The 23079-nt window shown below is 63.6% G+C and carries 21 protein-coding genes; 12 read left to right on the top strand and 9 right to left on the bottom strand.

Features of this window, described 5'->3' with window-relative positions; genetic code table 11:
* The first annotated feature begins 46 nt into the window (after window positions 1-46).
* Together nuoM and nuoN are read left to right on the top strand one after the other, a co-directional pair.
* Entirely contained in the window at window positions 47-1579 is a 1533-nt protein-coding gene (gene nuoM, locus CAG44_RS13650) for an NADH-quinone oxidoreductase subunit M (RefSeq protein ID WP_015271056.1), read from the top strand.
* Window positions 1580-1586: 7 nt separating this feature from the next.
* Window positions 1587-3056 (top strand): NADH-quinone oxidoreductase subunit NuoN, encoded by a 1470-nt coding sequence (gene nuoN, locus CAG44_RS13645; RefSeq protein ID WP_025339926.1) that lies wholly within the window; start codon window positions 1587-1589, stop codon window positions 3054-3056.
* Between the two features lie 78 nt (window positions 3057-3134).
* Here nuoN and CAG44_RS13640 read toward each other — a convergent pair whose 3' ends face one another.
* Window positions 3135-3398 carry an ogr/Delta-like zinc finger family protein gene (locus CAG44_RS13640; RefSeq protein ID WP_023662582.1) on the bottom strand — a complete coding sequence of 88 codons (264 nt, stop codon included), beginning with the start codon at window positions 3396-3398 and terminating at the stop codon, window positions 3135-3137.
* A gap of 200 nt (window positions 3399-3598) precedes the next feature.
* Here CAG44_RS13640 and CAG44_RS13635 point away from each other — a divergent pair, with 200 nt between their 5' ends.
* Window positions 3599-3991 (top strand): helix-turn-helix domain-containing protein, encoded by a 393-nt coding sequence (locus CAG44_RS13635; protein WP_085590418.1) that lies wholly within the window; start codon window positions 3599-3601, stop codon window positions 3989-3991.
* On the opposite strand, the gene CAG44_RS13630 is transcribed toward CAG44_RS13635, so the two are convergent.
* From CAG44_RS13630 to CAG44_RS13620, 3 genes are read right to left on the bottom strand one after another with little or no spacing between them, the layout of a single operon-like run.
* The gene (locus CAG44_RS13630) at window positions 3988-4350 is read right to left on the bottom strand and encodes a hypothetical protein (RefSeq protein WP_085692319.1); all 363 of its coding nucleotides are present in this window, start codon (window positions 4348-4350) and stop codon (window positions 3988-3990) included. The genes CAG44_RS13635 and CAG44_RS13630 overlap by 4 nt on opposite strands.
* Window positions 4343-4690 (bottom strand): head completion/stabilization protein, encoded by a 348-nt coding sequence (locus tag CAG44_RS13625; protein WP_085692318.1) that lies wholly within the window; start codon window positions 4688-4690, stop codon window positions 4343-4345. Before CAG44_RS13625 ends, CAG44_RS13630 begins: the two co-directional genes overlap by 8 nt.
* An 11-nt stretch (window positions 4691-4701) precedes the next feature.
* A complete protein-coding gene (locus tag CAG44_RS13620; protein WP_075045814.1) occupies window positions 4702-4950 on the bottom strand; it encodes a helix-turn-helix domain-containing protein in 249 nt (82 codons plus the stop codon).
* Between the two features lie 220 nt (window positions 4951-5170).
* Here CAG44_RS13620 and CAG44_RS13615 point away from each other — a divergent pair, with 220 nt between their 5' ends.
* Complete coding sequence (locus CAG44_RS13615; protein ID WP_085590414.1) at window positions 5171-7237, top strand: TonB-dependent receptor domain-containing protein; 2067 nt, start codon at window positions 5171-5173, stop codon at window positions 7235-7237.
* Between the two features lie 187 nt (window positions 7238-7424).
* Here the strand turns inward: CAG44_RS13615 and chrR are convergent, their stop codons facing one another.
* On the bottom strand, window positions 7425-7985 hold the full coding sequence (gene chrR / locus CAG44_RS13610; protein ID WP_085692317.1) for a class I chromate reductase ChrR: 561 nt from the start codon (window positions 7983-7985) through the stop codon (window positions 7425-7427).
* Window positions 7986-8142: 157 nt separating this feature from the next.
* Between chrR and CAG44_RS13605 the strand changes: the two genes are divergently transcribed.
* Entirely contained in the window at window positions 8143-8361 is a 219-nt protein-coding gene (locus tag CAG44_RS13605; RefSeq protein ID WP_003261019.1) for a hypothetical protein, read from the top strand.
* On the opposite strand, the gene CAG44_RS13600 is transcribed toward CAG44_RS13605, so the two are convergent.
* From CAG44_RS13600 to CAG44_RS13585, 4 genes are all read right to left on the bottom strand, one after another.
* Window positions 8345-10594: an Orn/Lys/Arg decarboxylase N-terminal domain-containing protein gene (locus CAG44_RS13600; RefSeq protein WP_085692316.1), complete on the bottom strand. Its 2250-nt coding sequence runs from the start codon at window positions 10592-10594 to the stop codon at window positions 8345-8347. The two genes, CAG44_RS13605 and CAG44_RS13600, sit on opposite strands and share 17 nt — an antisense overlap.
* A gap of 174 nt (window positions 10595-10768) precedes the next feature.
* On the bottom strand, window positions 10769-11527 hold the full coding sequence (gene dnaQ / locus CAG44_RS13595) for a DNA polymerase III subunit epsilon (protein ID WP_085590408.1): 759 nt from the start codon (window positions 11525-11527) through the stop codon (window positions 10769-10771).
* 51 nt (window positions 11528-11578) lie between these two features.
* Window positions 11579-12025 carry a ribonuclease HI gene (gene rnhA, locus CAG44_RS13590; RefSeq protein WP_003261021.1) on the bottom strand — a complete coding sequence of 149 codons (447 nt, stop codon included), beginning with the start codon at window positions 12023-12025 and terminating at the stop codon, window positions 11579-11581.
* A 13-nt stretch (window positions 12026-12038) separates the two neighbouring features.
* Complete coding sequence (locus CAG44_RS13585) at window positions 12039-12812, bottom strand: class I SAM-dependent methyltransferase (protein ID WP_085692315.1); 774 nt, start codon at window positions 12810-12812, stop codon at window positions 12039-12041.
* Between the two features lie 85 nt (window positions 12813-12897).
* Here CAG44_RS13585 and gloB point away from each other — a divergent pair, with 85 nt between their 5' ends.
* The 7 genes from gloB to CAG44_RS13550 all read left to right on the top strand — a co-directional run bounded on the left by gloB (window position 12898) and on the right by CAG44_RS13550 (window position 22800).
* Complete coding sequence (gene gloB / locus CAG44_RS13580) at window positions 12898-13677, top strand: hydroxyacylglutathione hydrolase (RefSeq protein ID WP_085692314.1); 780 nt, start codon at window positions 12898-12900, stop codon at window positions 13675-13677.
* Window positions 13678-13777: 100 nt separating this feature from the next.
* The gene (locus CAG44_RS13575) at window positions 13778-15208 is read left to right on the top strand and encodes a lytic transglycosylase domain-containing protein (RefSeq protein WP_025339937.1); all 1431 of its coding nucleotides are present in this window, start codon (window positions 13778-13780) and stop codon (window positions 15206-15208) included.
* Between the two features lie 222 nt (window positions 15209-15430).
* Complete coding sequence (locus CAG44_RS13570) at window positions 15431-17260, top strand: extracellular solute-binding protein (protein ID WP_218191907.1); 1830 nt, start codon at window positions 15431-15433, stop codon at window positions 17258-17260.
* Window positions 17257-19092 carry an extracellular solute-binding protein gene (locus CAG44_RS13565; protein ID WP_085692313.1) on the top strand — a complete coding sequence of 612 codons (1836 nt, stop codon included), beginning with the start codon at window positions 17257-17259 and terminating at the stop codon, window positions 19090-19092. Before CAG44_RS13570 ends, CAG44_RS13565 begins: the two co-directional genes overlap by 4 nt.
* A gap of 1 nt (window position 19093) precedes the next feature.
* Window positions 19094-20167 carry a microcin C ABC transporter permease YejB gene (locus tag CAG44_RS13560; RefSeq protein ID WP_009686399.1) on the top strand — a complete coding sequence of 358 codons (1074 nt, stop codon included), beginning with the start codon at window positions 19094-19096 and terminating at the stop codon, window positions 20165-20167.
* Between the two features lies 1 nt (window position 20168).
* Window positions 20169-21188, top strand: a complete 1020-nt coding sequence (locus CAG44_RS13555; RefSeq protein WP_063912689.1) for an ABC transporter permease — start codon at window positions 20169-20171, stop codon at window positions 21186-21188.
* 1 nt (window position 21189) lies between these two features.
* Entirely contained in the window at window positions 21190-22800 is a 1611-nt protein-coding gene (locus tag CAG44_RS13550) for an ABC transporter ATP-binding protein (RefSeq protein ID WP_038409989.1), read from the top strand.
* The last annotated feature ends 279 nt before the right edge of the window (window positions 22801-23079 follow it).

Raw genomic sequence — 23079 nt, 5'->3', positions numbered from 1 at the left:
TGAATCTTGCGAACCTTGCGACCCTGCAAAAGGAAACGAACCCGTCATGATTTTGCCTTGGCTGATCCTGATCCCCTTCATCGGCGGCTTCCTGTGCTGGCTGGGTGAGCGCTTCGGCGCCACCCTGCCGCGCTGGATCGCGCTGCTGACCATGTCCCTGCTGCTCGGCATCGGCCTGTGGCTGTGGGGTAACGGCGACTACACCCTGGCCCCCGCTCCGGGCGCCGAGCCTGCCTGGGCCCTGGAATACAAAGTCCAGTGGATCCAGCGCTTCGGCATCAGCATCCACCTGGCCCTCGACGGCCTGTCGCTGCTGATGATCCTGCTCACCGGCCTGCTCGGTGTGCTGTCGGTACTGTGCTCCTGGAAAGAGATCCAGCGTCACGTCGGCTTCTTCCACCTCAACCTGATGTGGATCCTCGGCGGCGTGGTCGGTGTGTTCCTGGCCCTGGACCTGTTCCTGTTCTTCTTCTTCTGGGAAATGATGCTGGTGCCGATGTACTTCCTCATCGCGCTCTGGGGTCACAGCTCGTCGGACGGCAAGAAGACCCGGATCTACGCGGCGACCAAGTTCTTCATCTTCACCCAGGCCAGCGGCCTGATCATGCTGGTGGCGATCCTCGGCCTGGTGCTGGTCAACTACACCAACACCGGCGTGATCACCTTCAACTACAGCGACCTGCTCAAGGCCGAACTGCCAGCCGGTACCGAGTACCTGCTGATGCTGGGCTTCTTCATCGCCTTCGCGGTGAAGCTGCCGGTGGTGCCGTTCCACTCCTGGCTGCCTGACGCTCACGCCCAGGCACCGACCGCAGGCTCCGTGGACCTGGCCGGTATCTTGCTGAAGACTGCGGCCTACGGCCTGCTGCGCTTCGCCCTGCCGCTGTTCCCGAACGCCTCGGCCGAGTTCGCGCCAATCGCCATGACCCTGGGCCTGATCGGTATCTTCTACGGTGCCTTCCTGGCCTTCGCGCAAACCGACATCAAGCGCCTGGTCGCCTTCTCCAGCGTCTCGCACATGGGCTTCGTGCTGATCGGTATCTACTCCGGCAGCCAGCAGGCCCTGCAAGGCGCGGTGATCCAGATGCTGGCCCACGGCCTGTCCGCTGCCGCGCTGTTCATCCTGGCCGGCCAGCTGTACGAGCGCCTGCATACCCGTGACATGCGCCAGATGGGTGGCCTGTGGCACCGCATCGCCTACCTGCCGGCCATCAGCCTGTTCTTCGCCGCCGCCTCCCTGGGCCTGCCCGGTACCGGCAACTTCGTCGGCGAGTTCCTGATCCTGATCGGCAGCTTCGCCAGCGTGCCGTGGATCACCGTGATCGCCACCACTGGCCTGGTGTTCGGTTCGGTGTACTCGCTGATCATGATCCACCGCGCCTACTTCGGCCCGGCCAAGACCGACACCGTGCTGGCCGGCATGGACGGTCGCGAGCTGATCATGGTCCTGGGTCTGGCGGTACTGCTGATCCTGCTGGGCGTGTATCCGCAGCCGTTCCTCGACACCTCTGCCGCCACCATGAGTGGTGTGCAGCAGTGGCTCGGTTCCGCTTTCACTCAACTCGCTTCGGCCCGGTAAGAGCGCTATGGAATTCACCACTCAACACTTCATCGCATTGGCGCCGATGCTGATCACCACCATCACCACGGTGGTGGTGATGCTGGCGATCGCCTGGAAGCGCAACCACTCGCAGACCTTCCTGCTGTCCACCGTGGGCCTCAACCTGGCCCTGCTGTCGATCCTGCCGGCGCTGAAGGTTGCGCCGCTGGCGGTCACCCCGCTGATTACCATCGACAAGTTCGCCTGCCTGTACATGGCGATCATCCTGGTGGCGACGCTGGCCTGCGTCACCCTCGCCCACGCCTACCTCGGCGAAGGCTCCAAGGGCTTCCCGGGCAACCGTGAAGAACTGTACCTGCTGCTGCTGATGTCGGCCCTCGGTGGCCTGGTGCTGGTCAGCGCCAACCACCTGGCCGGCCTGTTCATCGGCTTGGAGCTGCTGTCGGTACCGGTCTACGGCCTGGTGGCGTATGCCTTCTTCAACAAGCGCTCGCTGGAAGCCGGCATCAAGTACATGGTGCTGTCGGCCGCTGGCTCGGCCTTCCTGCTGTTCGGCATGGCCTTGCTGTACGCCGACGCCGGCAGCCTGAGCTTCGACCAGATCGGCAAGGCCCTGGCCGCCACCAGCATGCCAAGCCTGGTGGCCCAGCTGGGCCTGGGCATGATGCTGGTCGGCCTGGCCTTCAAACTGTCGCTGGTACCGTTCCACCTGTGGACCCCGGACGTGTACGAAGGCGCCCCGGCACCGGTCGCCGCCTTCCTGGCCACCGCCAGCAAGGTCGCGGTGTTCGCCGTGGTCGTGCGCCTGTTCATGCTCTCCCCTGCTGCCAGCAGCGGCGTGCTGAGCACCGTACTGGCGGTGATTGCCGTGGCCTCGATCCTGATCGGCAACCTGCTGGCACTGACCCAGAGCAACCTCAAGCGCCTGCTCGGTTACTCGTCCATCGCCCACTTCGGTTACCTGGTCATCGCCCTGGTCGCCAGCAAGGGCCTGGCCCTGGAAGCCATGGGCGTGTACCTGGTCACCTACGTGATCACCAGCCTGGGCGCCTTCGGCGTCATCACCCTGATGTCCTCGCCTTACGGCGGCCGTGACGCCGATGCACTGTACGAGTACCGCGGCCTGTTCTGGCGCCGTCCGTACCTGACTGCGGTACTGACCGTGATGATGCTGTCGCTGGCGGGTATCCCGCTCACCGCCGGCTTCATCGGCAAGTTCTATATCATTGCCACTGGCGTCGAGTCGCACCTGTGGTGGCTGGTCGGTGCCCTGGTGATCGGTAGCGCCATCGGCGTCTACTACTACCTGCGCGTCATGGTCACCCTGTACCTGGTCGAGCCGAACCTGCGTCGCCACGACGCCCCGCTGAAGTGGGAACAGCGCACCGGCGGCGTCATGCTGCTGGCCATCGCCATTCTCGCCTTCGTGCTGGGTGTGTACCCGCAACCGCTGCTGGAAATGGTCCAGCAAGCCGGCCTGCAACTGATCGGCTGATCGCCCCGGCAAAACAAGACACCCCGCTTATGCGGGGTGTTTTTTTATCTGCACGCTTTTATCCGTGAGCATGAAGGCTTATTCACCAGGATTGTCCTGGACGGCCCCCGGCAGCGCTGCCTTGCGTAAATCACCGTTGGCCGAAGGCAGGTACACTTCCGGATTGGGCATGCCGCTGGGCGAGAGCTCATGGGTCATCTCGAACTCGGCACGCACCGACCAGCCACAGGCCTCGTTGGTGCATTGCAAATAGGCGATCCGCAGGAAAATATGACGCCCTTCACTGGTGCGTATGCGCATCCGGCTGTGGCAATGCGGGCAAACCAGCTTGTATGTACTCACGGCAAGTACCTGCAAGCATTGTTCAGGCTTACCTTCTGTGAGAATAGTCGTCCGGTTTTATCAGTATTGGCTGCATATATAGGTGTATTCTTCAGTTTGATGCTTCTCATTGCAGGAACGCTCCTTAAAACGCAGGGCTGTATTCATAACGAGTAGTTTAAGCCCATGGAATATCATTAAACCAGTCATGGATATTTGTTATGAGTACCCACGTACTTGCTTCGGTGCTGACCCGGCTGAAGCTTCTGACCGCTACGGAATCTGACGCCGAGCTGTCCAGAGCGCTTTCGATCAGCCCGCAGACATTGAGCAGCTGGAAGGTGCGCGACAGCATTCCTTATTCACTCTGCATAGACATCGCCAGGCAATATGCATGCTCACTGGACTGGCTTCTGCTGGGTGAACCCGAACGACATCGCGCAGGCCCGGACGAAGACGGCTGGGAACACGACATGCTCGCGCGCCTGCGCACCTTGTCGCTTGCCGATCGCCAGGCCGTTCTCCTGCTGGTCCAGGACAAGCAACGCATCCAGCAGCTGGAACGGCAATTGAGCGCGCTGACCAGTCGCTTGCCCAATGCCGCCAGCGGCTAGCCCCGGCGGCGCCAGCGCTGGATGAGTTCGCGCGGGTCCAGCGTATCCAGCCAGACCATCACCTTGAGGCTGATGGGGATCACCACCACGGCTGCCACGAACGCCGCCATGCCACGGCTCAGCAGGGGCACCAGTGACGAGACCAGCGGCTCGAACAGGTGGCCCACCCCCACGGTCACGAACACCAGCAACAGTTTCTTGCCCAGCGTCAGGCGCCTGGCCTTGTTGGTGATCAACCGGTCACGCGCCGCGCTCACCAGCAAAGCCCCCAGCAGCGCGGCGAACAGTACATTGCCATCCACGCCCAGCAACTCCACCAGCGCCGGGGCCAGGCTGTCGAAAACAGATTCTTCAGCCATGGGCAGCACCTCGGTGCGCAGTGGCCAGATAGGCGGTCGAGCCCAGGCTATGCATGACCGCGGCTTCGACAAAGCGGATGTAGCACACCCGCAATGCACGCCCGTGATCATGCCCGGCCACATCCTCGAGGCGCTTGTAGCCCCGTTCTCGCAACACCGCGCGCCAGCGCGCGAACTCGCGTGCCGCGTCGATGGCGGCGCAGCGTGCGGCCACCTCCAGCGCAGCCTCACTGACAGGCCGCTGCAGGTTCAGGCGCTCACGCAGCCTGCCCAGGTCCACCCGTGGCCAGAACGGGTCATGGCAGTCGGCAAAACGCGGTAACCGAGGATCGTTGCCCATGCGTCACCCCCTCACTGCTCGGCCAGCATGCCGTAGCGAATGGCCTTGATCACCGCAGCCACCCGCGTGGGCACATCGAACTTGCGCAGGATGTTCGACACATGGAAGTTCACCGTCGATTCCTTGCATTCCAGGATCCGGCCAATCTCCCACGAGCTCTTGCCGTAGGCACACCACAACAGCACTTGCCGTTCACGTGGCGTCAGGCGAACCGGGGCGTCCGCCAGGGGTTGCTGCGAGTGTCGTGCGTTGTCAGTCATGTTTGAACTCCACGGGTGATTGAGCGAGGCATCGCTGCCGGTCTGCAATCACCTTACGAAGCGCAGGTCGCCCTGCTCCATCGCTACGGCTTGTAAAGAACTTTCGTACAAAACCGTCTGACGAAGGTTGCGCGATATTTGTCGACTTTCCTCGTGCTCCAAGCGGCATTTCGCTCGTCTCAACGCCGTTGTCCATTCGCCTTTCGCCTGGAGTCGTACAATGCGTTGCGTTTTGCCCCCACCATCCTGCCTCGGCCTGCTGGCTGCTTTCGCTGCCTACCAGCCCGCCCTGGCGGCACCCTCGGTCGAGTTGGGCCAGGTGCTGATCACCGATGAGGAGCAGAACGACCTGACCGCCGCCAGCGAACGCCTGCACGAAGTGCCTGGCGCCAGCAACCTGGTGGACATGCAGCGTGTAGGGCAAGGCCGGGTTGCCAGCAACCAGGATGTACTTGCCTACCAGCCCGGGGTATTCGCGCAATCGGCGGGCAACGATGGCATCAAGCTGTCGATCCGCGGTTCGGGCATCAACCGCGCACCGGGGGCCCACGGCTCCGGGGTGTACACGATGTTCGACGGCCTGCCCCTGACCGGCCCGGGCGGTACGCCCTACGAGCTGTTCGAACCGCTGTGGCTGAGCCGTGCCGAAGTGCTGCGCGGCGCCAACGGCTTCGACCAGGGGGCCCTCGCCCTTGGCGGTGCAATCAACTACGTCACCCACACCGGCTACGACAGCGCGCCGCTGCAGGTGCGCTACGAAGTCGGCAGCCGCGGCTACCAGCATCGGCACATCAGCTCGGGGCAGGTGCTGGGCAACCTCGACTACTACGTGGCCCTGACCGATTCGGAATATGACGGCTACCAGGCGCACAGCAGCGGCAGCGCCAAGGGGGTTGCCGCCAACGTCGGCTACCGCTTCAACCCGAACCTGGAAACCCGCTTCTACCTGCGCTATCGGGAAACCGAGAACGAGTTGGCCGGGCGGCTGACCAAGGAGCAGATCAAGCACCACCCCCGCGCCGCGAACCCGGCCTACCTGGCCCGCGACGACAGCCGCCCGCAACCGGGCAGTACCTGGGTGGGCAACAAGACCACCTTCTACCTCGACGACGATGCGCGCCTGGAAGCCGGCCTGGTCTACCACGACTACCCGATGGACCTGCGCGAAGGCCCGATGCGCCTGAAGGTGGCCTATACCGATGTGAGCGGCACCTTGAACTACTTCCGCCGCGATACCCTGTTCGGCCACGAGAGCAAGACCACCGTCGGCTGGCGCACCACCAAGCACCTGCCCAACAGCGGTGCTTCGCAGTTCACCCGCAATGGCGACGTGTTCGGTGAGCGCACCCGCGACTTCACCTACCAGGGCTCGGACACCGTGCTGCATGTGGGCAATGACCTGGAGCTGGTACCGAACCTGTGGCTGACCACTGGCCTGGCGATGATCTATACCCGCCGTGAGAGTGATGTCACTTACCACCCTGCCGGGGGCGGCAAAGTGAGCCAGCATGACTGGGACTATGCACCACGCCTGGGGCTGCGCTATGACATCAGCCCGGACCTGCAGGTGTACGGCAACCTGAGCCGCTCGGTCGAACCACCCCATCCCTGGGCCCTGATCTGGAGTGCGCCCACAGCCAACCAACCGATCGAAATGCAAAACCAGACGGCCACCACACTGGAATTGGGCACACGCGGCGAATCGGCATTGGGGCATTGGGACCTGGCGTGGTACTACTCGCAGGTTCGCCATGAATTGCTGGCGGTGGAGATAGTGCAAGGCGCTCCGGCCAAGGAATTCAACGCCAGCGCCACCGTGCACCAAGGCGTGGAAGCCGGCCTCGACAGTACTCTGTGGGAACGTGCCGGTACTGGCAGGCTGAGCCTGCGCCAGGCCTACACCTTCAGTGACTTCCACTACCGCGATGACGACAAGTTCGGCGACAACCGCCTGCCGGGCATCCCGATGCACTACTACCAGGCCGAGCTGCGCTATGACTGGCCGAGCGGTTTCTACGCGGGGGTGAACACGCAGATGGCGTCGAAGGTGCAGGTGGACTACGCCAACAGTTACCACGCCGATGAATATGCCCTGCTCGGCGCACGCCTGGGCTGGGATTCACCGAAGCAGGACTGGCAGACCTGGCTGGACCTGCGCAACCTGACCAACAAGCGTTATGCGGCGACGGTGACACCTGGCTACAACGATGCTGGAAAGGATGAGGCCCGTTCGACGCCGGGCGAAGGCTTTGGCGTGTATGCCGGGGTTTCCTACAGCTTCCGCTAATCCGCTGGGGCCGCTGTGCGGCCCATCGCCGGCAAGCCAGCTCCCACATCGACCGCATCGTTCTCAAGCCATGTGAATTTCCTGAAGAAGCAAATCTCCAAAGCCAACGCGGTCGGTGTGGGAGCTGGCTTGCCGGCGATGGGCTGCGCAGCAGCCCCTTTGAAAGCTGACACCGAATGAACAGGCCTCAAACCGCCCTGTTCAACTTCACCCAAGAAGCGAACTTGTCGACAAACGCCTGCAAGAACGGTCGGGTCTTGTCATTGAGCTTGCCCGAATCCTCGAACAGGCTAGCCGCGCCGCCAATGTAGGCCTCGGGCATCTGCATGCACGGCATGTCCAGAAACACCAGCGACTGGCGCACGGCATGGTTGGCACCAAAGCCACCAATGGCCCCAGGCGACACACTGACCACCGCCGCCGGCTTGCCACTCCAGGCGCTTTGCCCGTAAGGCCGCGAGCCCACATCGATGGCATTCTTCAGGCCGCCAGGTACCGAGCGGTTGTACTCCGGGGTAACGAACAGCACCGCATCACTGCGGCGGATCTCGTCGCGAAAACGCTTCCACGATTCCGGCGCTGCTTCGGCCTCGACATCCTCGTTGTACAACGGCAAATCGCCAATCTCGACGATCTTCAGGGCAAGGCTGGACGGCGCCAGCTCCGAGAGTGCGCGGGCGATCTTGCGGTTGTAGGAGTCCTTGCGCAAGCTACCGACGACCACTGCTACCGAATACACCTGGCTCATGGCAATTTCCAACCTCTGCTGGGTAAAGGGACGTTGTAGTTATAGATGACCGTTCCTCGGCGCTTTGGTTTTTTTTCCGCGGGGCGAAAACTTCCGACGCTGTTCCACGGTCTATGCCTGCAGACATTTCCCACGTAATTCAGAGGTTTCCACCCAAATGGCAGCAGTAATGGTCGGCCAATTCCACGCCCGTGACGCCGAAGGCCGCATCTACCCCGTGCACGAGTTCCAGGAGTCGACCCTGCAAACCGACGGCAGCACGCTGGGCGCCCCCATCACCACCTATCGCCTGGCCATCGGCGACAAGGTGAACCACCTGGGTGAAAACCGCTTCGAACTGGCGCGCAGCGGCGTCGAGATCATTCGCATTCCTTGATGCAATCCACCGTGTAGCGGCCGCTTTCGTTCTGCAGGCCGTGCACGTCGGCGACGAAACCTGGGAAGCCCTGGTTGAACGCCCGGGCGAATGCCAGGTAATCGACTATCGAGCGGGTCGCCTCGGTGAACCGCTCCCCCGGCATGATCAACGGAATACCAGGCGGGTACGGCACCAGCATCACCGCTGCAACCCGCCCCAGCAGCGCCTCGATCGGCACCGCCTCCACCTCACCGCGCACCATCTGGTCATAGGCCCGGGCCGGGCTCACGGCCACCTCCGGCAAGCGCGTGAACAGCCGCTTCAATTGCTTGGCCGTGGCATTGGCGCGGTAGCAGCCATGCAACTGGTCGCACAGGTCGCGCAGGCCCATGCCCTGGTAGCGTGAGGCATCAGCAGCCACCACGCTCGGCAGGCAGTCGCTCAGGGCGGTATTGCCGTCATAGTGGCGCTTGAACTCCAGCAACTCGGTGAGCAAGGTGCTCCACTTGCCCTTGGTGATGCCCATGGAGAACAGCACCAGGAAGCTGTACAGGCCAGTTTTCTCCACCACCAGCCCCCGCTCCCAGAGAAACTTGCTGACCACCGCCGCCGGGATGCCATGCTCGCCCAGCGCACCGCCCGCGCTCAGGCCCGGCATCACCAGGGTCACCTTCAGCGGGTCGAGCAGCACATAGTCGTCCGCCACTTCGCCAAAGCCATGCCACTCCGCCCCCGGCTGCAGCAGCCAGTCCTGCGCGGCCAGGCGGTGGATGCCTTCGGCGCTCGGCGGCTGCCAGATGCTGAACCACCAGTCGTCGGCGGCGATGTGCTCGCGCAGGTTGGCCAGGGCACGGCGAAAGCTCAGCGCCTCGTCGAACATTTCTTGCAGCAGCGAACGCCCGGCCGGCCCTTCCATCATGCTCGAGGCCACGTCCAGCGAAGCGAGAATGCTGTACTGCGGCGAGGTCGAGATGTGCATCATGAACGCTTCGTTGAAGCGGTCACGGTCCAGCTGGCGCCTGGCCCCGTCCTGCACATGAATCATCGAGGCCTGGCTGAACGCGGCCAACAGCTTGTGGGTGGAATGGGTGCTGAACACCAGCGGGCTGTCTGCCGCGCAGGCCGTGCCCATGGCATAGCGCCCGGTGAAGAACTCATGGAACGCTGCATAGGCGAACCAGGCCTCGTCGAAGTGCAGCACCTCGACACTGGCGCCCAGGGTCTGCTTGATCAAGCCGGCGTGGTAGCACAGGCCGTCGTAGGTGGAGTTGGTCACCACCGCCAGCTTGATGCGCTGCCCGCGATCACGGGCGAGAGGGTTGGCCTGGATCTTCGCCTGGATCGCCTCGGCGCTGAACTCGCTGAGCGGGATCGGGCCGATGATGCCGAGTTCGTTGCGCTCGGGGCACAGATAGAGGGGAATGGCACCGGTCATGATGATCGCGTGCACCACCGACTTGTGGCAGTTGCGGTCCACCAGCACCAGGTCGTCGCGGCCGACCATGGCGTGCCAGACGATCTTGTTGGCCGTGGAGGTGCCATTGATGACGAAGAAGGTGTGGTCGGCGCCAAAGTTGCGCGCGGCCCTGGCTTCGGCTTCGGCCAAGGGGCCGGTGTGATCGAGCAGCGAGCCCAGCTCCGGCACGGAAACGGACAAGTCCGAGCGCAGGGTGTTTTCCCCGAAGAACTGGTGAAAGGCCTGGCCCACCGGGCTTTTGCGATAGGCCACGCCGCCGCCGTGGCCCGGGGTGTGCCAGGAATAATTGGACTGCGCGGTGTGCTGCACCAGGGCCTTGAAGAACGGCGGCAGCAGGCCGTCGAGGTAGATATGTGCGGCACGCGCCACTTGGCGCGCAAGAAACGGCACGGTGTCTTCGAACAGGTAGAGGATGCCGCGCAACTGGTTGAGCTCGCTCATGGCTTCGGCGGGGGCGTTTTCCAGGGTCACCTGCTCGCCCAGGGCGAAAATCGGCAGGTTGGGGGCGCGCAGGCGGGCCAGGCGGATCAGCTCGGCCATGTTCTGCAGCAGGTGGGTATTCTCGCCAACGCCCTCGGCGGCAATCAGCATGCAGGCCAGGCCATGGTGGGTGGCGGCGACCAGGCAGGCCTCGGCATGGTCGGCGGCGGCGAGGATGGCAAAGCCGTCCTGGCGCAGTTCCTCGGCGATGCCCCGCACACGCTCGCCAGCGACGCTGTCGGCCTTGATGGCGCGGTGCACGATGAGGATGGGGAACTTGAGGTCCTTGTACATCAGGTGGCTACCTCCGAAGGACATGGCGTCCATTTCAGGGTAGTAGAACCTGTGTGGTCAGGACCGGCCTCTTCGCGGGCTTGCCCGCTCCCACAGGATTTCCAACAGGCTCAAGGCCTGTGCAGTACCTGTGGGAGCGGGCAAGCCCGCGAAGAGGCCGGAGCAGGCGAAAGATCAGCCAGCAGGTGTCTCGGTCAGAGCCTGCCACATGGATGGCCCACCCGCCGACTTGGCAATGGCCGCCAGGCGCTCGGCATGCGCCTCCAGCTCCTCGGCACTGGCCATGATCACCCGCCCGGGCGCCCGCCCGGTAATACGGCGAATCTCGCTGCCACCAGCACCCGCCCCTTCATCCCCGGCCTCTGCACCATGCCCGGCCAGCGACAGGCTGGTCTGGCCACCGGTCATTGCCAGGTAGACGTCAGCCAGCAGTTCCGAGTCGAGCAATGCGCCGTGCAACTCACGGCCCGAGTTGTCGATGTCGTAGCGTTTGCACAGCGCATCCAGGCTGTTGCGCTGCCCCGGGTGGCGCGAACGCGCCAGCAGCAGGGTGTCGAGGATGGTGCAGTGCTGGGAAATGTCCGCGCGGTCCTGCTGGCCCAGCAAGGCAAATTCGTTGTTGATGAAGCCAACGTCGAACGCCGCGTTGTGGATGACCAGCGTGGCGCCCTGGATGAACTCGAAGAACTCCTCGGCAACATCGCCAAAGCGTGGCTTGCCGACCAGGAAGGCATCGGTGATGCCGTGGACGTTGATGGCGCCCTCGTCACTCTCGCGGTCCGGCTGCAGGTAGACGTGGAAGTGCCGCCCGGTCAGGCGCCGGCCGATGACCTCGACACAGCCGATCTCGATGATCCGGTGGCCTTCGCTGACCGGCATACCCGTGGTTTCGGTATCGAGAATGACGAACCGTTTATCTTGCTGCTGCTCCACGCGGGGCGCTCCAACTTGCATCAGTTACAAAGGCCGGAATTGTACCCCAGCTCAACGCTTGGCGCGCACCTCATCGACCCCACGGTTGGCCAGCTGGTCGGCGCGTTCGTTGCCGGGGTGGCCGATATGCCCGCGCACCCACTTCCAGGTCACCTTGTGGCGGTTGACCTGCTCATCCAGCTGCTGCCACAGGTCGGCGTTCTTCACCGGCTCCTTGGCCGCGGTTTTCCAGCCGCGCTTCTTCCAGTTGGTCATCCATTCGTTGATGCCCTTCATCACGTACTGCGAGTCGGTGGTAAGCACCACTTCGCATTCGCGCTTCAGCGCCATCAAGCCCTGAATCGCGGCCATCAGTTCCATGCGATTGTTGGTGGTTTCGCGTTCGCCGCCCCACAGTTCCTTCTCGACGCCCTTGTAGATCATAAGGACGCCCCAACCGCCAGGGCCAGGGTTGCCCTTGCAGGCACCATCGGTAAACATCTCGACGCTTTCGCTCATGTACCACTCATGTTCAGTGCTTTTCAGTATCCGGGTTGGCCGCCGCGCGGTTGACCTTGGCCAGTGGCAGCGGCAGCAGCTTGCCCATCGGTTCGCGACGCTCCTGGCGCAACGGCCGCAGGCCCACCACCATCTTGCGCGCTACCAGCAGGTACACCCCGCCACCGGAGCTCTGCCAGCCGCCGGCCAACCGTTCCCAGCCCGCCAGGCGCTGCTGCCAGGCCGGTGAGGCAAGCGGCGGACGATAGCACCCGAAGCGGCGTTTCTCCAGCGCGAAGCCCAGCAGGTTGAGCCAGTCACCCACCCGTGACGGCGAGATGCAACGGGCCTTGCGCAAGGCGCCGTGGCTGAAGAAATGGCGCATGCCCCAGCTGCTCCAGGGGTTGATCCCGACGATCAGCAGGTGCCCGCCAGGGCGCACCGCGCTAGCCGCCTCGCGCAGCAGGCCGTGGGGCGAAAGGCAGAAATCCAGGCCATGCTGCAGCACCACCACGTCGGCGGCGTGCTCGCTCAGCGGCCAGGCCTGCTCTTCGCAGACAATCTCCACCCCCGGCAGCGGTGCGCCGAGGCGCACGTTGCGCTGCACCTGGGGCGCGCTGGGCGGTGGCTCGGCGCAGGGCCCGTAGTGCACAAGGTAACCCCCGAAGAAGCGCCCGAGCTCTTCTTCCAGCAGTTTTTCCTCCTCCTTGAGCATCAGTTGGCCGAGTGGGCCGTTGAACCACTCACGGGCCAGGCTGATGAGCTTGACCCAGTCCGGGTCGGCCTGGGCAAAGGCTTGGTCGGTCATTGCGCTCTCCCTCGAAGGTTCTCGCACCGCGCCATCGCGGATAAGATGCCCTCATGTGCCACGCTAGGCGAATCGGATCCGCACCATGATACAGATCGATGCTCTCCCCGCTTTCTCCGACAACTACATCTGGTTGTTACAGGATACTGCCAAACGCCGCTGCGCGGTGGTCGATCCGGGTGACGCCGGCCCAGTGGAACGCTGGCTGTCGGCCAACCCCGGCTGGGTACTGAGCGACATCCTGGTCACCCACCACCACAACGACCACGTCGGCGGCGTGGAACGGCTCAAGCAACTGACCGGCGCGCGGGTCTGCGGCCCGGCCCACGAGCGCATTCCCTGCCGTGACCTGGCGCTGGACGAAGGTGACCAGGTGACGGTGCTTGGCGTGACCTTCCAGGTGCTGGCCGTGCCCGGCCATACCCTGGGGCATATCGCCTTGTTCAGCGACCAGCCGGCAACGCCGGTACTGTTCAGTGGCGACACGCTGTTCGCCGCCGGTTGCGGGCGCATGTTCGAAGGTACCCCCGAACAGATGCAGCCTGCTCTCGCCCGCCTGGCAGCCCTGCCAGAGCAGACCGAGGTGTACTGCGCCCACGAATACACCCTGAGCAACCTGCGTTTCGCCAAGGCGGTGGAACCCGAGAACCCGCACGTTCAGCAGCGGTTCGAGGACGTTACCCGTTTGCGTGCCGAAAATCGCATCACATTGCCATCAACGATCGGTCTGGAGCGCCTGACCAACCCCTTCCTGCGCACCTCTGAAACATTAGTTAAACAAAAAGCAGACGAATGGAAGGGACATTCAAACCCCTCGCATGTCGCTGTTTTTGCTGCCTTGAGGTCTTGGAAGGACACCTTCTGATAACCTCAAGATATATCGCAAGCGATGGTCAAAGGTTGACCAGGCCCGGAGCGGTTTCTAGAATCGCCGAAATTTTTCGCCCGGAAACCTGTGTCAGCCGATGTCTTCCCGTAGCCGCAGAACCTCTCATTCCGTCGCCCTGACGCGCCTGGCCCAAATCAGTGCGCTGGCCCTGGCCGCCACTTTGGTGGGCTGCCAGAGCACCCGTCAGCTCGACGAATCCGATAGCGTTCGCGCGCACAACTACCAGGCGCGGATCAAGCACAAGCCTTCACCACTGCTGGTCAAGCCGGCCGAGCAGGCACCACAGGATGTGTGGGAGCGCATGCGCCAGGGCTTTGCCCTGCAGGACAACATCGACGTCAACCCGCGCATCGAGCAGCAGCGCCTGTGGTTCGCCAGCAACCCAAGCTACATCGAAAGCGCCGGCGAGCGTGGCAGCCTCTACCTGCACTACATCGTCGAGCGCCTCGAAGAACGCGACATGCCGCTGGAGCTGGCCCTGCTGCCAGCCATCGAGAGCGCCTACAACCCGATGGCCTATTCGCGCGCCCATGCTGCGGGGATGTGGCAGTTCATTCCGTCCACCGGCCGCCACTTCAACCTGCGCCAGACCAACTTCTACGATGGCCGTCGCGACGTGACCGCCTCGACCAACGCCGCGCTGGACTACCTCAGCCGCCTGCACGACATGTTCAACGGCGACTGGCTGCTGGCCCTGGCTGCCTACAACGCCGGCGAAGGCACGGTCAGCCGCGCCATCGAGCGCAACGAACGGCTCGGCCTGCCCACCGACTACTGGAACCTGCCGCTGCCGCAGGAAACCCGCGACTACGTGCCCAAGCTGCTGGCCCTGTCGCAGGTGGTACTCACGCCGGAAGCCTATGGCGTGAACCTGAACCCGATCGCCAACGAACCCTACTTCGAGGCGGTGGCCATCAACGACCGCCTCGACCTGTCACGGGTAGCGGCCTTCGCCAACATCGACGAAGACGAGCTGATCCAGCTCAACCCGGCATTCAAGAAGCGCATGACCGTGGATGGCCCGCAGCAGCTGCTGGTACCCACCGCCAAGGCGCAGCTGCTGAGCGACAGCCTGTCCAACCTCAAGCCCGAGCAGCTGGTCAGCCTGCAGCCGAACAAGGCGGTGTTCGCCCGCGCCGTGGCCGAAGCCAAAGCCCCGGTGGCGGCGCGCAGCTACCGGGTCAAGCGCGGCGACAACCTGGGCGCCATCGCCAAGGCCAACCGCGTTTCGGTCAAGGACATCAAGCGCTGGAACCGACTCTCCGGCAACAGCGTGCGCGCTGGCCAGGTTCTGGCCCTGCGCGGAGGCAGCGCGCCGAGTGCTGCTGGCAATCGGGTAGCCGCCTCCGGGCAACGCTCCACGCAGTACAAGGTACGCAAAGGCGATTCGCTGTACCTGGTGGCCAAGCGCTTCAACGTGGAAATGAAGCACCTCAAACGCTGGAACCCGCGCAGCGGCCATGCCCTGAAGCCAGGCCAGACCCTCACCGTCTACCTCTCGCATTGATATAGTTACAGGGGCTGCTTTGCAGCCCATTCGCGGGCACGCCCGCTCCCACAGGTTTTTCACCGCCATCAAGGCCGGTGTTGTACCTGTGGGAGCGGGCGTGCCCGCGAATGGGCCTGAGAAATACCCACTGGAAAACCCCTGCCCCCTCTCTTTTTCCAACCCCACCAAGCTGTTACTGTACCCCGATCAAAGCCCAACGCCTCTGGATCGGATGCCGACTTGATACGTCCCCTCCTGCTGTCACTCAGCCTGGCCTTGAGCTTTCCCGCAGCCGCGATGGTGAGCGAAAGCCACGGATACGCGCAGTTCGGCACGCTCAAGTACCCAGCCACATTCACCCATTTCGACTGGGTCAACCCGCAAGCGCCCAAGGGCGGCACCTTGCGGGCCATGGCTTTCGGTACCTTCGACACCCTCAACCCCTACACCTTCAAGGGGTCGAGCCCGATTACCACGCCCAATTTCCAGCAATACGGCATCAGCGAGCTGAACGAGCCGCTGATGGTCGGCACCGGCCAGTACGACCCGTCCGGCGACGAGCCGACCTCCAGCTACGGCCTGATCGCCCGCTCGGTGGAGTACAGCGAGGACCGCAGCTGGGTGGTGTTCAACCTGCGCCCGGAAGCCCACTGGCATGACGGCAAGCCGATCACCTCGGCAGACGTGGCCTTCTCCTATCGCACGCTGCTCAAGGATGGCCACCCGATCTACCGCACCAACCTGCAGGAAGTGCAGCGGGTGGACATCCTCGGCCCGCTGCGCATCCGCTTCGTGTTCAAGCGCGCCGGCAACCCGCTGCTGATCCTGCGCCTGGGCGAAATGCCGGTGCTGCCCAAGCACTACTGGCAAAAGCGCGACTTCAAGGCCACCACCTTCGAGCCCCCGCTGGGCAGCGGCCCCTACCGCATCACCCAGGTCCAGCCTGGGCGCCGGCTGGTGTTCGAACGGGTGAAGAACTACTGGGGCAAGGACCTGGCGGTAAACCGTGGCAAATACAACTTCAACCGCGTGGAATACGAGTTCTACCGCGACGCCACGGTCGCCTTCGAAGCGTTCAAGGCCGGCGAGTTCGACATCTATATCGAGCACCAGGCGAAGAACTGGGCCAACGGCTACAACTTCCCGGCCGTGCGCCGGGGCGAGGTGATCAAGGCGCAGATCCCGCACCGCATCCCCACGCAAACCCAGGGCCTGTTCATGAACAGCCGCCGGGCCACCTTCAGCGACCCACGGGTACGCCAGGCGCTGGGGCTGATGCTCGACTTCGAGTGGACCAACCGCGCCCTGTTCAGCGGCGCCTACCGCCGCTCGACCAGCTATTACCCCAACAGCGAATTCGCCGCTACCGGCCTGCCTACCGGCAAGGAGTGGCTGCTGCTGGCGCCGTTCCGTGACCAGTTGCCGGCCAGCTTGTTCAGCGAACCCTACAAGGTCAGCCAGACCGATGGCCGTGGCATCAGCCGCCAGACCTTGCGCCAGGCCCTCGGCCTGCTCGCCGAAGCCGGCTGGAAGCTGAACGGCCAGCGCCTGGTCGACAGCAAGGGCCAGCAGCTGCGCATGGAGCTGCTGCTGGTAAACCCCAACCTTGAACGCATCCTGCAACCGTATGTCGAAAACCTGGCCAGCATCGGCATCGATGCGCGCTTGCGTACCGTGGACCGCGCCCAGTACAAACAACGCCTGGACCAGTTCGATTTCGACATGATCCTGATGACCTTGAACCAGACGCTAAGCCCCGGCCTCGAACAGTGGCTGTACTTCCACTCCAGCCAGGCAACCACCAAGGGCAGCAAGAACTATGCTGGGGTCAAGGACCCGGTGGTCGATCATCTGCTCGACACCCTGCTCGCCGCCCGTACCCGCGATGACCAGGTCGCCGCCGCCCGCGCCCTGGACCGCGTGCTCTCATGGCAGTACTACATGATCCCCAACTGGTACCTCGACAATCATCGCCTGGCCTACCGCAACCGGTTCGCCTTCGTCACCACGCCGCCCTACACCCTTGGGCTGAACAGCTGGTGGATCAAGACTTCGGAGAAAGCCCAATGACGCCAACGCACCGACTGCGCCGGCTGGCCGGCAGCCTGTTGCTTGCCTGCCTGAGCCTTCCCGCCCTGGCCGCACCGCAACATGCGCTCACCCTGTACGACGAGCCACCCAAGTACCCCGCCGACTTCAAGCACTTCGCCTACGTCAACCCTGACGCACCCAAGGGTGGCACCTTCCGCCAGTCCAGCTTCGGCGGTTTCGACAGCCTCAACCCGTTCATCAACAAGGGCGTGCCGGCCGAGAACATCAGCAGCATCTACGACACCCTGATGCGCCAGAGCCAGGACGAGCCGTTCACCGAGTACGGCCTGGTGGCCGGCAAGATCGAAAAGGCCCCGGACAACAGCTGGGTGCGTTTCTACCTGCGCCCCGAGGCACGCTTCCACGACGGCCACCCGATGCGCGCCGACGACGTCGTATTCACCTTCAATGCCCTGATCAAGGACGGCGCGCCGCTGTACCGCCAGTACTACGCCGACGTCGCCGAAGTGGTCGCCGAAGACCCGCTGACGGTGCTGTTCACCTTCAAGCACAAGAACAACCGCGAGCTGCCGCTGATTCTCGGCCAACTGCCGGTACTGCCCAAGCACTGGTACGAAAGCCGCGACTTCAACCGCGGCAACCTGGAAATCCCGCTGGGCAGCGGCCCGTACAAGGTCGCCGAGGTCAAGGCCGGGCGCTCGGTGCGCTACGAGCGGGTCAAGGACTACTGGGCCAAGGACCTGCCGATCAACCGCGGCTTCTACAACTTCGACGTCATGACCTTCGATTCCTACCGCGACACCACCGTCGCCCTGGAAGCACTCAAGGCCGGTGCGTTCGACTATGCGCTGGAAGTCAGCGCGAAGAACTGGGCCACCGCCTACAACGTACCCGCCGTGCGCGATGGCCGCCTGATCAAGGAAGAATTGCCCAACGGCAACCCCACCGGCATGCAGGGCTTCATCTTCAACATCCGCCGCCCGGTGTTCCAGGACGTGCGCGTGCGCCAGGCGCTGAGCCTGCTGCTGGACTACGAGTGGACCAACAAGCAGCTGTTCAACGGCGCCTACACCCGTACCGGCAGCTACTTCGACAATTCGGAAATGGCCGCCCGCGGCCTGCCCGGCCCCAGCGAGCTGAAAATCCTCGAACCGCTGCGCGGCAAGGTCCCCGAGCAGGTATTCAGCGAAGCCTTCCGCAACCCGGTCAGTGACGGCAGCGGCATGATCCGCGAACAGCAGCGCGAGGCCTACAAGCTGCTGCAGGAAGCCGGCTGGAAAATCGTCGACGACAAGATGGTCGACGCCCAGGGCAAGCCGGTGAGCATCGAGTTCCTGCTGGCACAGACCGAGTTCGAACGCATCCTGCTGCCGTTCAAGCGCAACCTCGCCGACCTCGGCATCGACCTGAACATCCGCCGGGTCGACGTGTCCCAGTACATCACCCGCCTGCGCTCGCGCGACTACGACATGATCGTCGGTGGCTACCCGCAGTCCAACTCGCCGGGCAACGAGCAGCGCGAGTTCTGGTCCAGTGCCGCCGCCGACAACCCCGGCAGCCGCAACTTCATCGGCCTGCGCGACCCCGCCATCGACCAGCTGGTGGAACAGCTGATCAACGCCGATTCGCGGCAGAGCCTGATCGACCACTGCCGGGCCCTCGACCGCGTACTGCTGTGGGGCTACTACGTGATCCCCAACTGGCACATCAAGACCTGGCGCGTGGCCTACTGGAACCACATCGGCCACCCGGACGTCTCGCCCAAGTACGACATCGGTATCGACACCTGGTGGATCAAGCCCGGCGTAACCCCGGCCGTCAGCGAAACCACTGCGGACGAGGCCGAATAACATGCTGGCCTACATCCTGCGCCGCCTGCTGCTGATCATCCCGACCCTGTTCGGCATCCTGATCATCAACTTCATCATCGTCCAGGCCGCCCCCGGTGGCCCGGTCGAGCAGATGATCGCCAAGCTCGAAGGGTTCGAAGGCGCCACCAGCCGTATTGCCGGTGGCGGTGCCGAAGTGTCCGTGGCCGGCTCCAACTACCGCGGCGCCCAGGGCCTGGACCCGGCACTGATCGCCGAGATCGAACGCATGTACGGCTTCGACAAGTCGCCGCCCGAGCGCCTGTGGATCATGATCAAGAACTACGCCCGGCTGGACTTCGGCGACAGCTTCTTCCGCGATGCCAAGGTCATCGACCTGATCATCGAGAAGATGCCTGTGTCGATTTCGCTGGGGCTGTGGAGCACGCTGATCATGTACCTGGTGTCGATCCCGCTGGGCATTGCCAAGGCCGTGCGCCACGGCAGCCATTTCGACGTGTGGACCAGTTCGGCGATCATCGTCGGCTACGCCATCCCGGCGTTCCTGTTCGCCATCCTGCTGATCGTGCTGTTCGCCGGCGGCAGCTACTTCGACTGGTTCCCGCTGCGCGGCCTCACCTCCAACAACTTCGACGAGCTGAGCACCACCGGCAAGGTGCTGGACTACTTCTGGCACCTGGTGCTGCCGATCACCGCGCTGGTCATTGGCAACTTCGCCACCATGACTTTGCTGACCAAGAACAGCTTCCTCGACGAGATCAACAAGCAATACGTGGTCACCGCCAAGGCCAAAGGCCTGAGCCGGCCACGGGTGCTGTACGGCCATGTGTTCCGCAACGCCATGCTGCTGGTGATTGCCGGTTTCCCTTCGGCGTTCATCGGCATCTTCTTCACCGGTTCCTTGCTGATCGAAGTGATCTTCAGTCTCGACGGCCTCGGCCTGATGAGTTTCGAGGCAGCCATCAACCGTGACTACCCGGTGGTCTTCGGCACGCTGTTCATCTTCACCCTGCTGGGGCTGGTGGTGAAACTGATCGGCGACCTGACCTACACCCTGGTCGATCCACGCATCGACTTCGCCAGCCGGGAGCACTGACATGGCCTTGTCCCCCCTCAACCGCCGGCGCTTCGAGCGCTTCAAGGCCAACCGCCGTGGCTGGTGGTCGCTGTGGCTGTTCCTGATCCTGTTCGGCCTGAGCCTGGGCGCCGAGCTGATCGCCAACGACAAGCCGATTGCCGTGCGCTACGACGGCGCATGGTACTTCCCGGCGTTCAAGCGCTACCCGGAAACCACCTTTGGCGGCGAATTCCCGCTGGAAGCCAACTACAAGAGCCCGTACATCCGCGAACTGCTGGAGAAGAAAGACAGCTTCGTGCTGTGGGCACCGATCCCGTTCAGCTACCAGAGCATCAACTACGACCTGCGCGTACCCGCCCCGGCCCCACCGTCGGCGGACAACTGGCTGGGTACCGACGACCAGGGCCGCGACGTGCTGGCGCGGGTGATCTACGGCTTCCGCATTTCGGTGCTGTTCGCCCTGACGCTGACCCTGCTCAGTTCCATCGTCGGTGTGATCGCCGGCGCCTTGCAGGGCTTCTATGGCGGCTGGGTCGACCTGGCCGGGCAACGCTTCCTGGAAGTCTGGTCGGGCCTGCCGGTGCTGTACCTGCTGATCATCCTCGCCAGCTTCGTGCAGCCCAACTTCTGGTGGTTGCTGGGCATCATGCTGCTGTTCTCGTGGATGAGCCTGGTGGACGTGGTGCGCGCCGAGTTCCTGCGCGGGCGCAACCTGGAATACGTGCGCGCAGCCCGCGCATTGGGGATGCGCAACGGCGCGATCATGTACCGGCACATCCTGCCGAACGCCATGATCTCGACCATGACCTTCATGCCGTTCATTCTCACCGGCGCCATTGGCACCCTCACTGCCCTGGACTTCCTCGGCTTCGGCCTGCCGCCGGGCGCACCATCGCTGGGCGAACTGGTGGCCCAGGGCAAGTCCAACCTGCAGGCCCCATGGCTGGGCATCAGCGCCTTCGCCGTGCTGGCGCTGATGCTGAGCCTGCTGGTGTTCATCGGCGAATCCGCCCGCGATGCCTTCGACCCGAGGAAGTGACATGAGTGAACAGAACCTGATCGAAGTGCGCGACCTGGCAGTGGAATTCGTCACCGGAGACCAGGCCCACCGTGTGGTGAACGGCATCAGCTTCGACATCCGCAAGGGTGAGACGCTGGCACTGGTGGGCGAGAGTGGCTCGGGCAAATCGGTTACCGCGCACTCGCTCCTGCGCCTGCTGCCCTACCCCCTGGCGCGCCACCCCAGCGGTAGCATCCGCTACGAGGGCAAGGACCTGCTGCAGCAGAACGAGAAGACCATGCAGCGCATTCGCGGCAACCGCATTGCAATGATCTTCCAGGAGCCGATGACCTCGCTGAACCCGTTGCACTGCATCGAGAAGCAGATCAACGAAATCCTCCTGCTGCACAAGGGCCTGACCGGCAAGGAGGCCACGGCGCGCACCCTGGAACTGCTGGAGATGGTCGGCATTCCCGAGCCACGCAAGCGCCTGAAGGCCCTGCCCCACGAATTGTCTGGCGGGCAGCGCCAGCGGGTGATGATCGCCATGGCCCTGGCCAACGAGCCGGAACTGCTGATTGCGGACGAGCCGACCACGGCGCTGGACGTGACCGTGCAGTTGAAGATTCTCGAACTGCTCAAGGAACTGCAGGCGCGTCTGGGCATGGCCCTGCTGCTGATCAGCCATGACCTGAACCTGGTGCGGCGCATCGCCCACCGTGTGTGCGTGATGCAGCACGGGCAGATTGTCGAGCAGGCCGAATGCGCCAGGCTGTTCAGCGCACCGCAGCACCACTACACGCAGATGCTGATCAATGCCGAGCCCAGCGGGCTGCCGGCGCACAACCCGGTGGGCGCGCCATTGCTGGAGGTGGATGACCTCAAGGTGTGGTTCCCGATCAAGAAGGGGCTGCTGCGGCGCACGGTCGACCATGTGAAGGCTGTGGACGGGATCAACTTCAGCTTGCCGCAAGGGCAGACGCTGGGGATTGTCGGCGAGTCCGGGTCGGGCAAGTCGACTTTGGGTTTGGCGATCTTGCGGCTGATCTCCAGCCAGGGCGGCATTCGCTTTCATGGGCAGGATCTGGAAGGGCTGAACCAGAAGGCCGTGCGCCCGTTGCGCCGGGAAATGCAGGTGGTGTTCCAGGACCCGTTCGGCAGCCTGAGCCCGCGCATGTGCGTGGAGGACATTGTCGGCGAAGGGTTGCGCATTCACCGCATTGGCACGGCGCAGGAACAGGAAGCAGCGATTATTGCGGCCCTGGAGGAAGTGGGGCTGGACCCACGCACGCGGCATCGCTATCCGCATGAGTTTTCCGGTGGGCAGCGCCAGCGCATTGCCATTGCCCGGGCGTTGGTATTGAAGCCGGCGCTGATCCTGCTGGATGAACCTACCTCGGCGCTGGACCGCACGGTGCAGCGGCAAGTGGTGGAGTTGCTGCGCAATCTGCAGCAGAAATACAACCTGACCTACCTGTTCATCAGCCATGACCTGGCGGTGGTCAAGGCGTTGAGCCACCAGTTGATGGTGATCAAGCATGGGCATGTGGTGGAACAAGGGGATGCGCAGGCGATCTTCCATGCGCCGCAGCATCCGTATACCCGGCAGTTGCTGGAGGCGGCGTTCTTGGAAGTGGATGCGGCTAGTTAGCTTTTAGGGGCTGCTGCGCAGCCCATCGCCGGCAAGCCAGCTCCCACCCCGACCGCGCCGGCTTCAAGCCATGCGCTATCCCTGTGGGAGCGGGCTTGTTCTGGTCAAGTTTTTCCGGACACCGGTTACGGTGATCAAGCCGCCTGCTGCTCCATAGCTATTGGTGACAGGTAGTCGTTGTGGCTGTGGAGCCTGATTCGGTTGTATCGCATGAAGAAGCTGGTCATATCCTGCTTGGCTTCTTCAATTTCCTTGTAGCCCTTGGGCGGCACCCATTCT

Origin of the sequence: Pseudomonas sp. B13(2017) (assembly GCF_002113245.1) — a bacterium.
GTDB classification, from domain to species: domain Bacteria; phylum Pseudomonadota; class Gammaproteobacteria; order Pseudomonadales; family Pseudomonadaceae; genus Aquipseudomonas; species Aquipseudomonas putida_Z.
The sequence above is the reverse complement of the archived record's forward strand: the minus strand, read 5'-3'. Positions and strand labels throughout refer to the sequence as shown.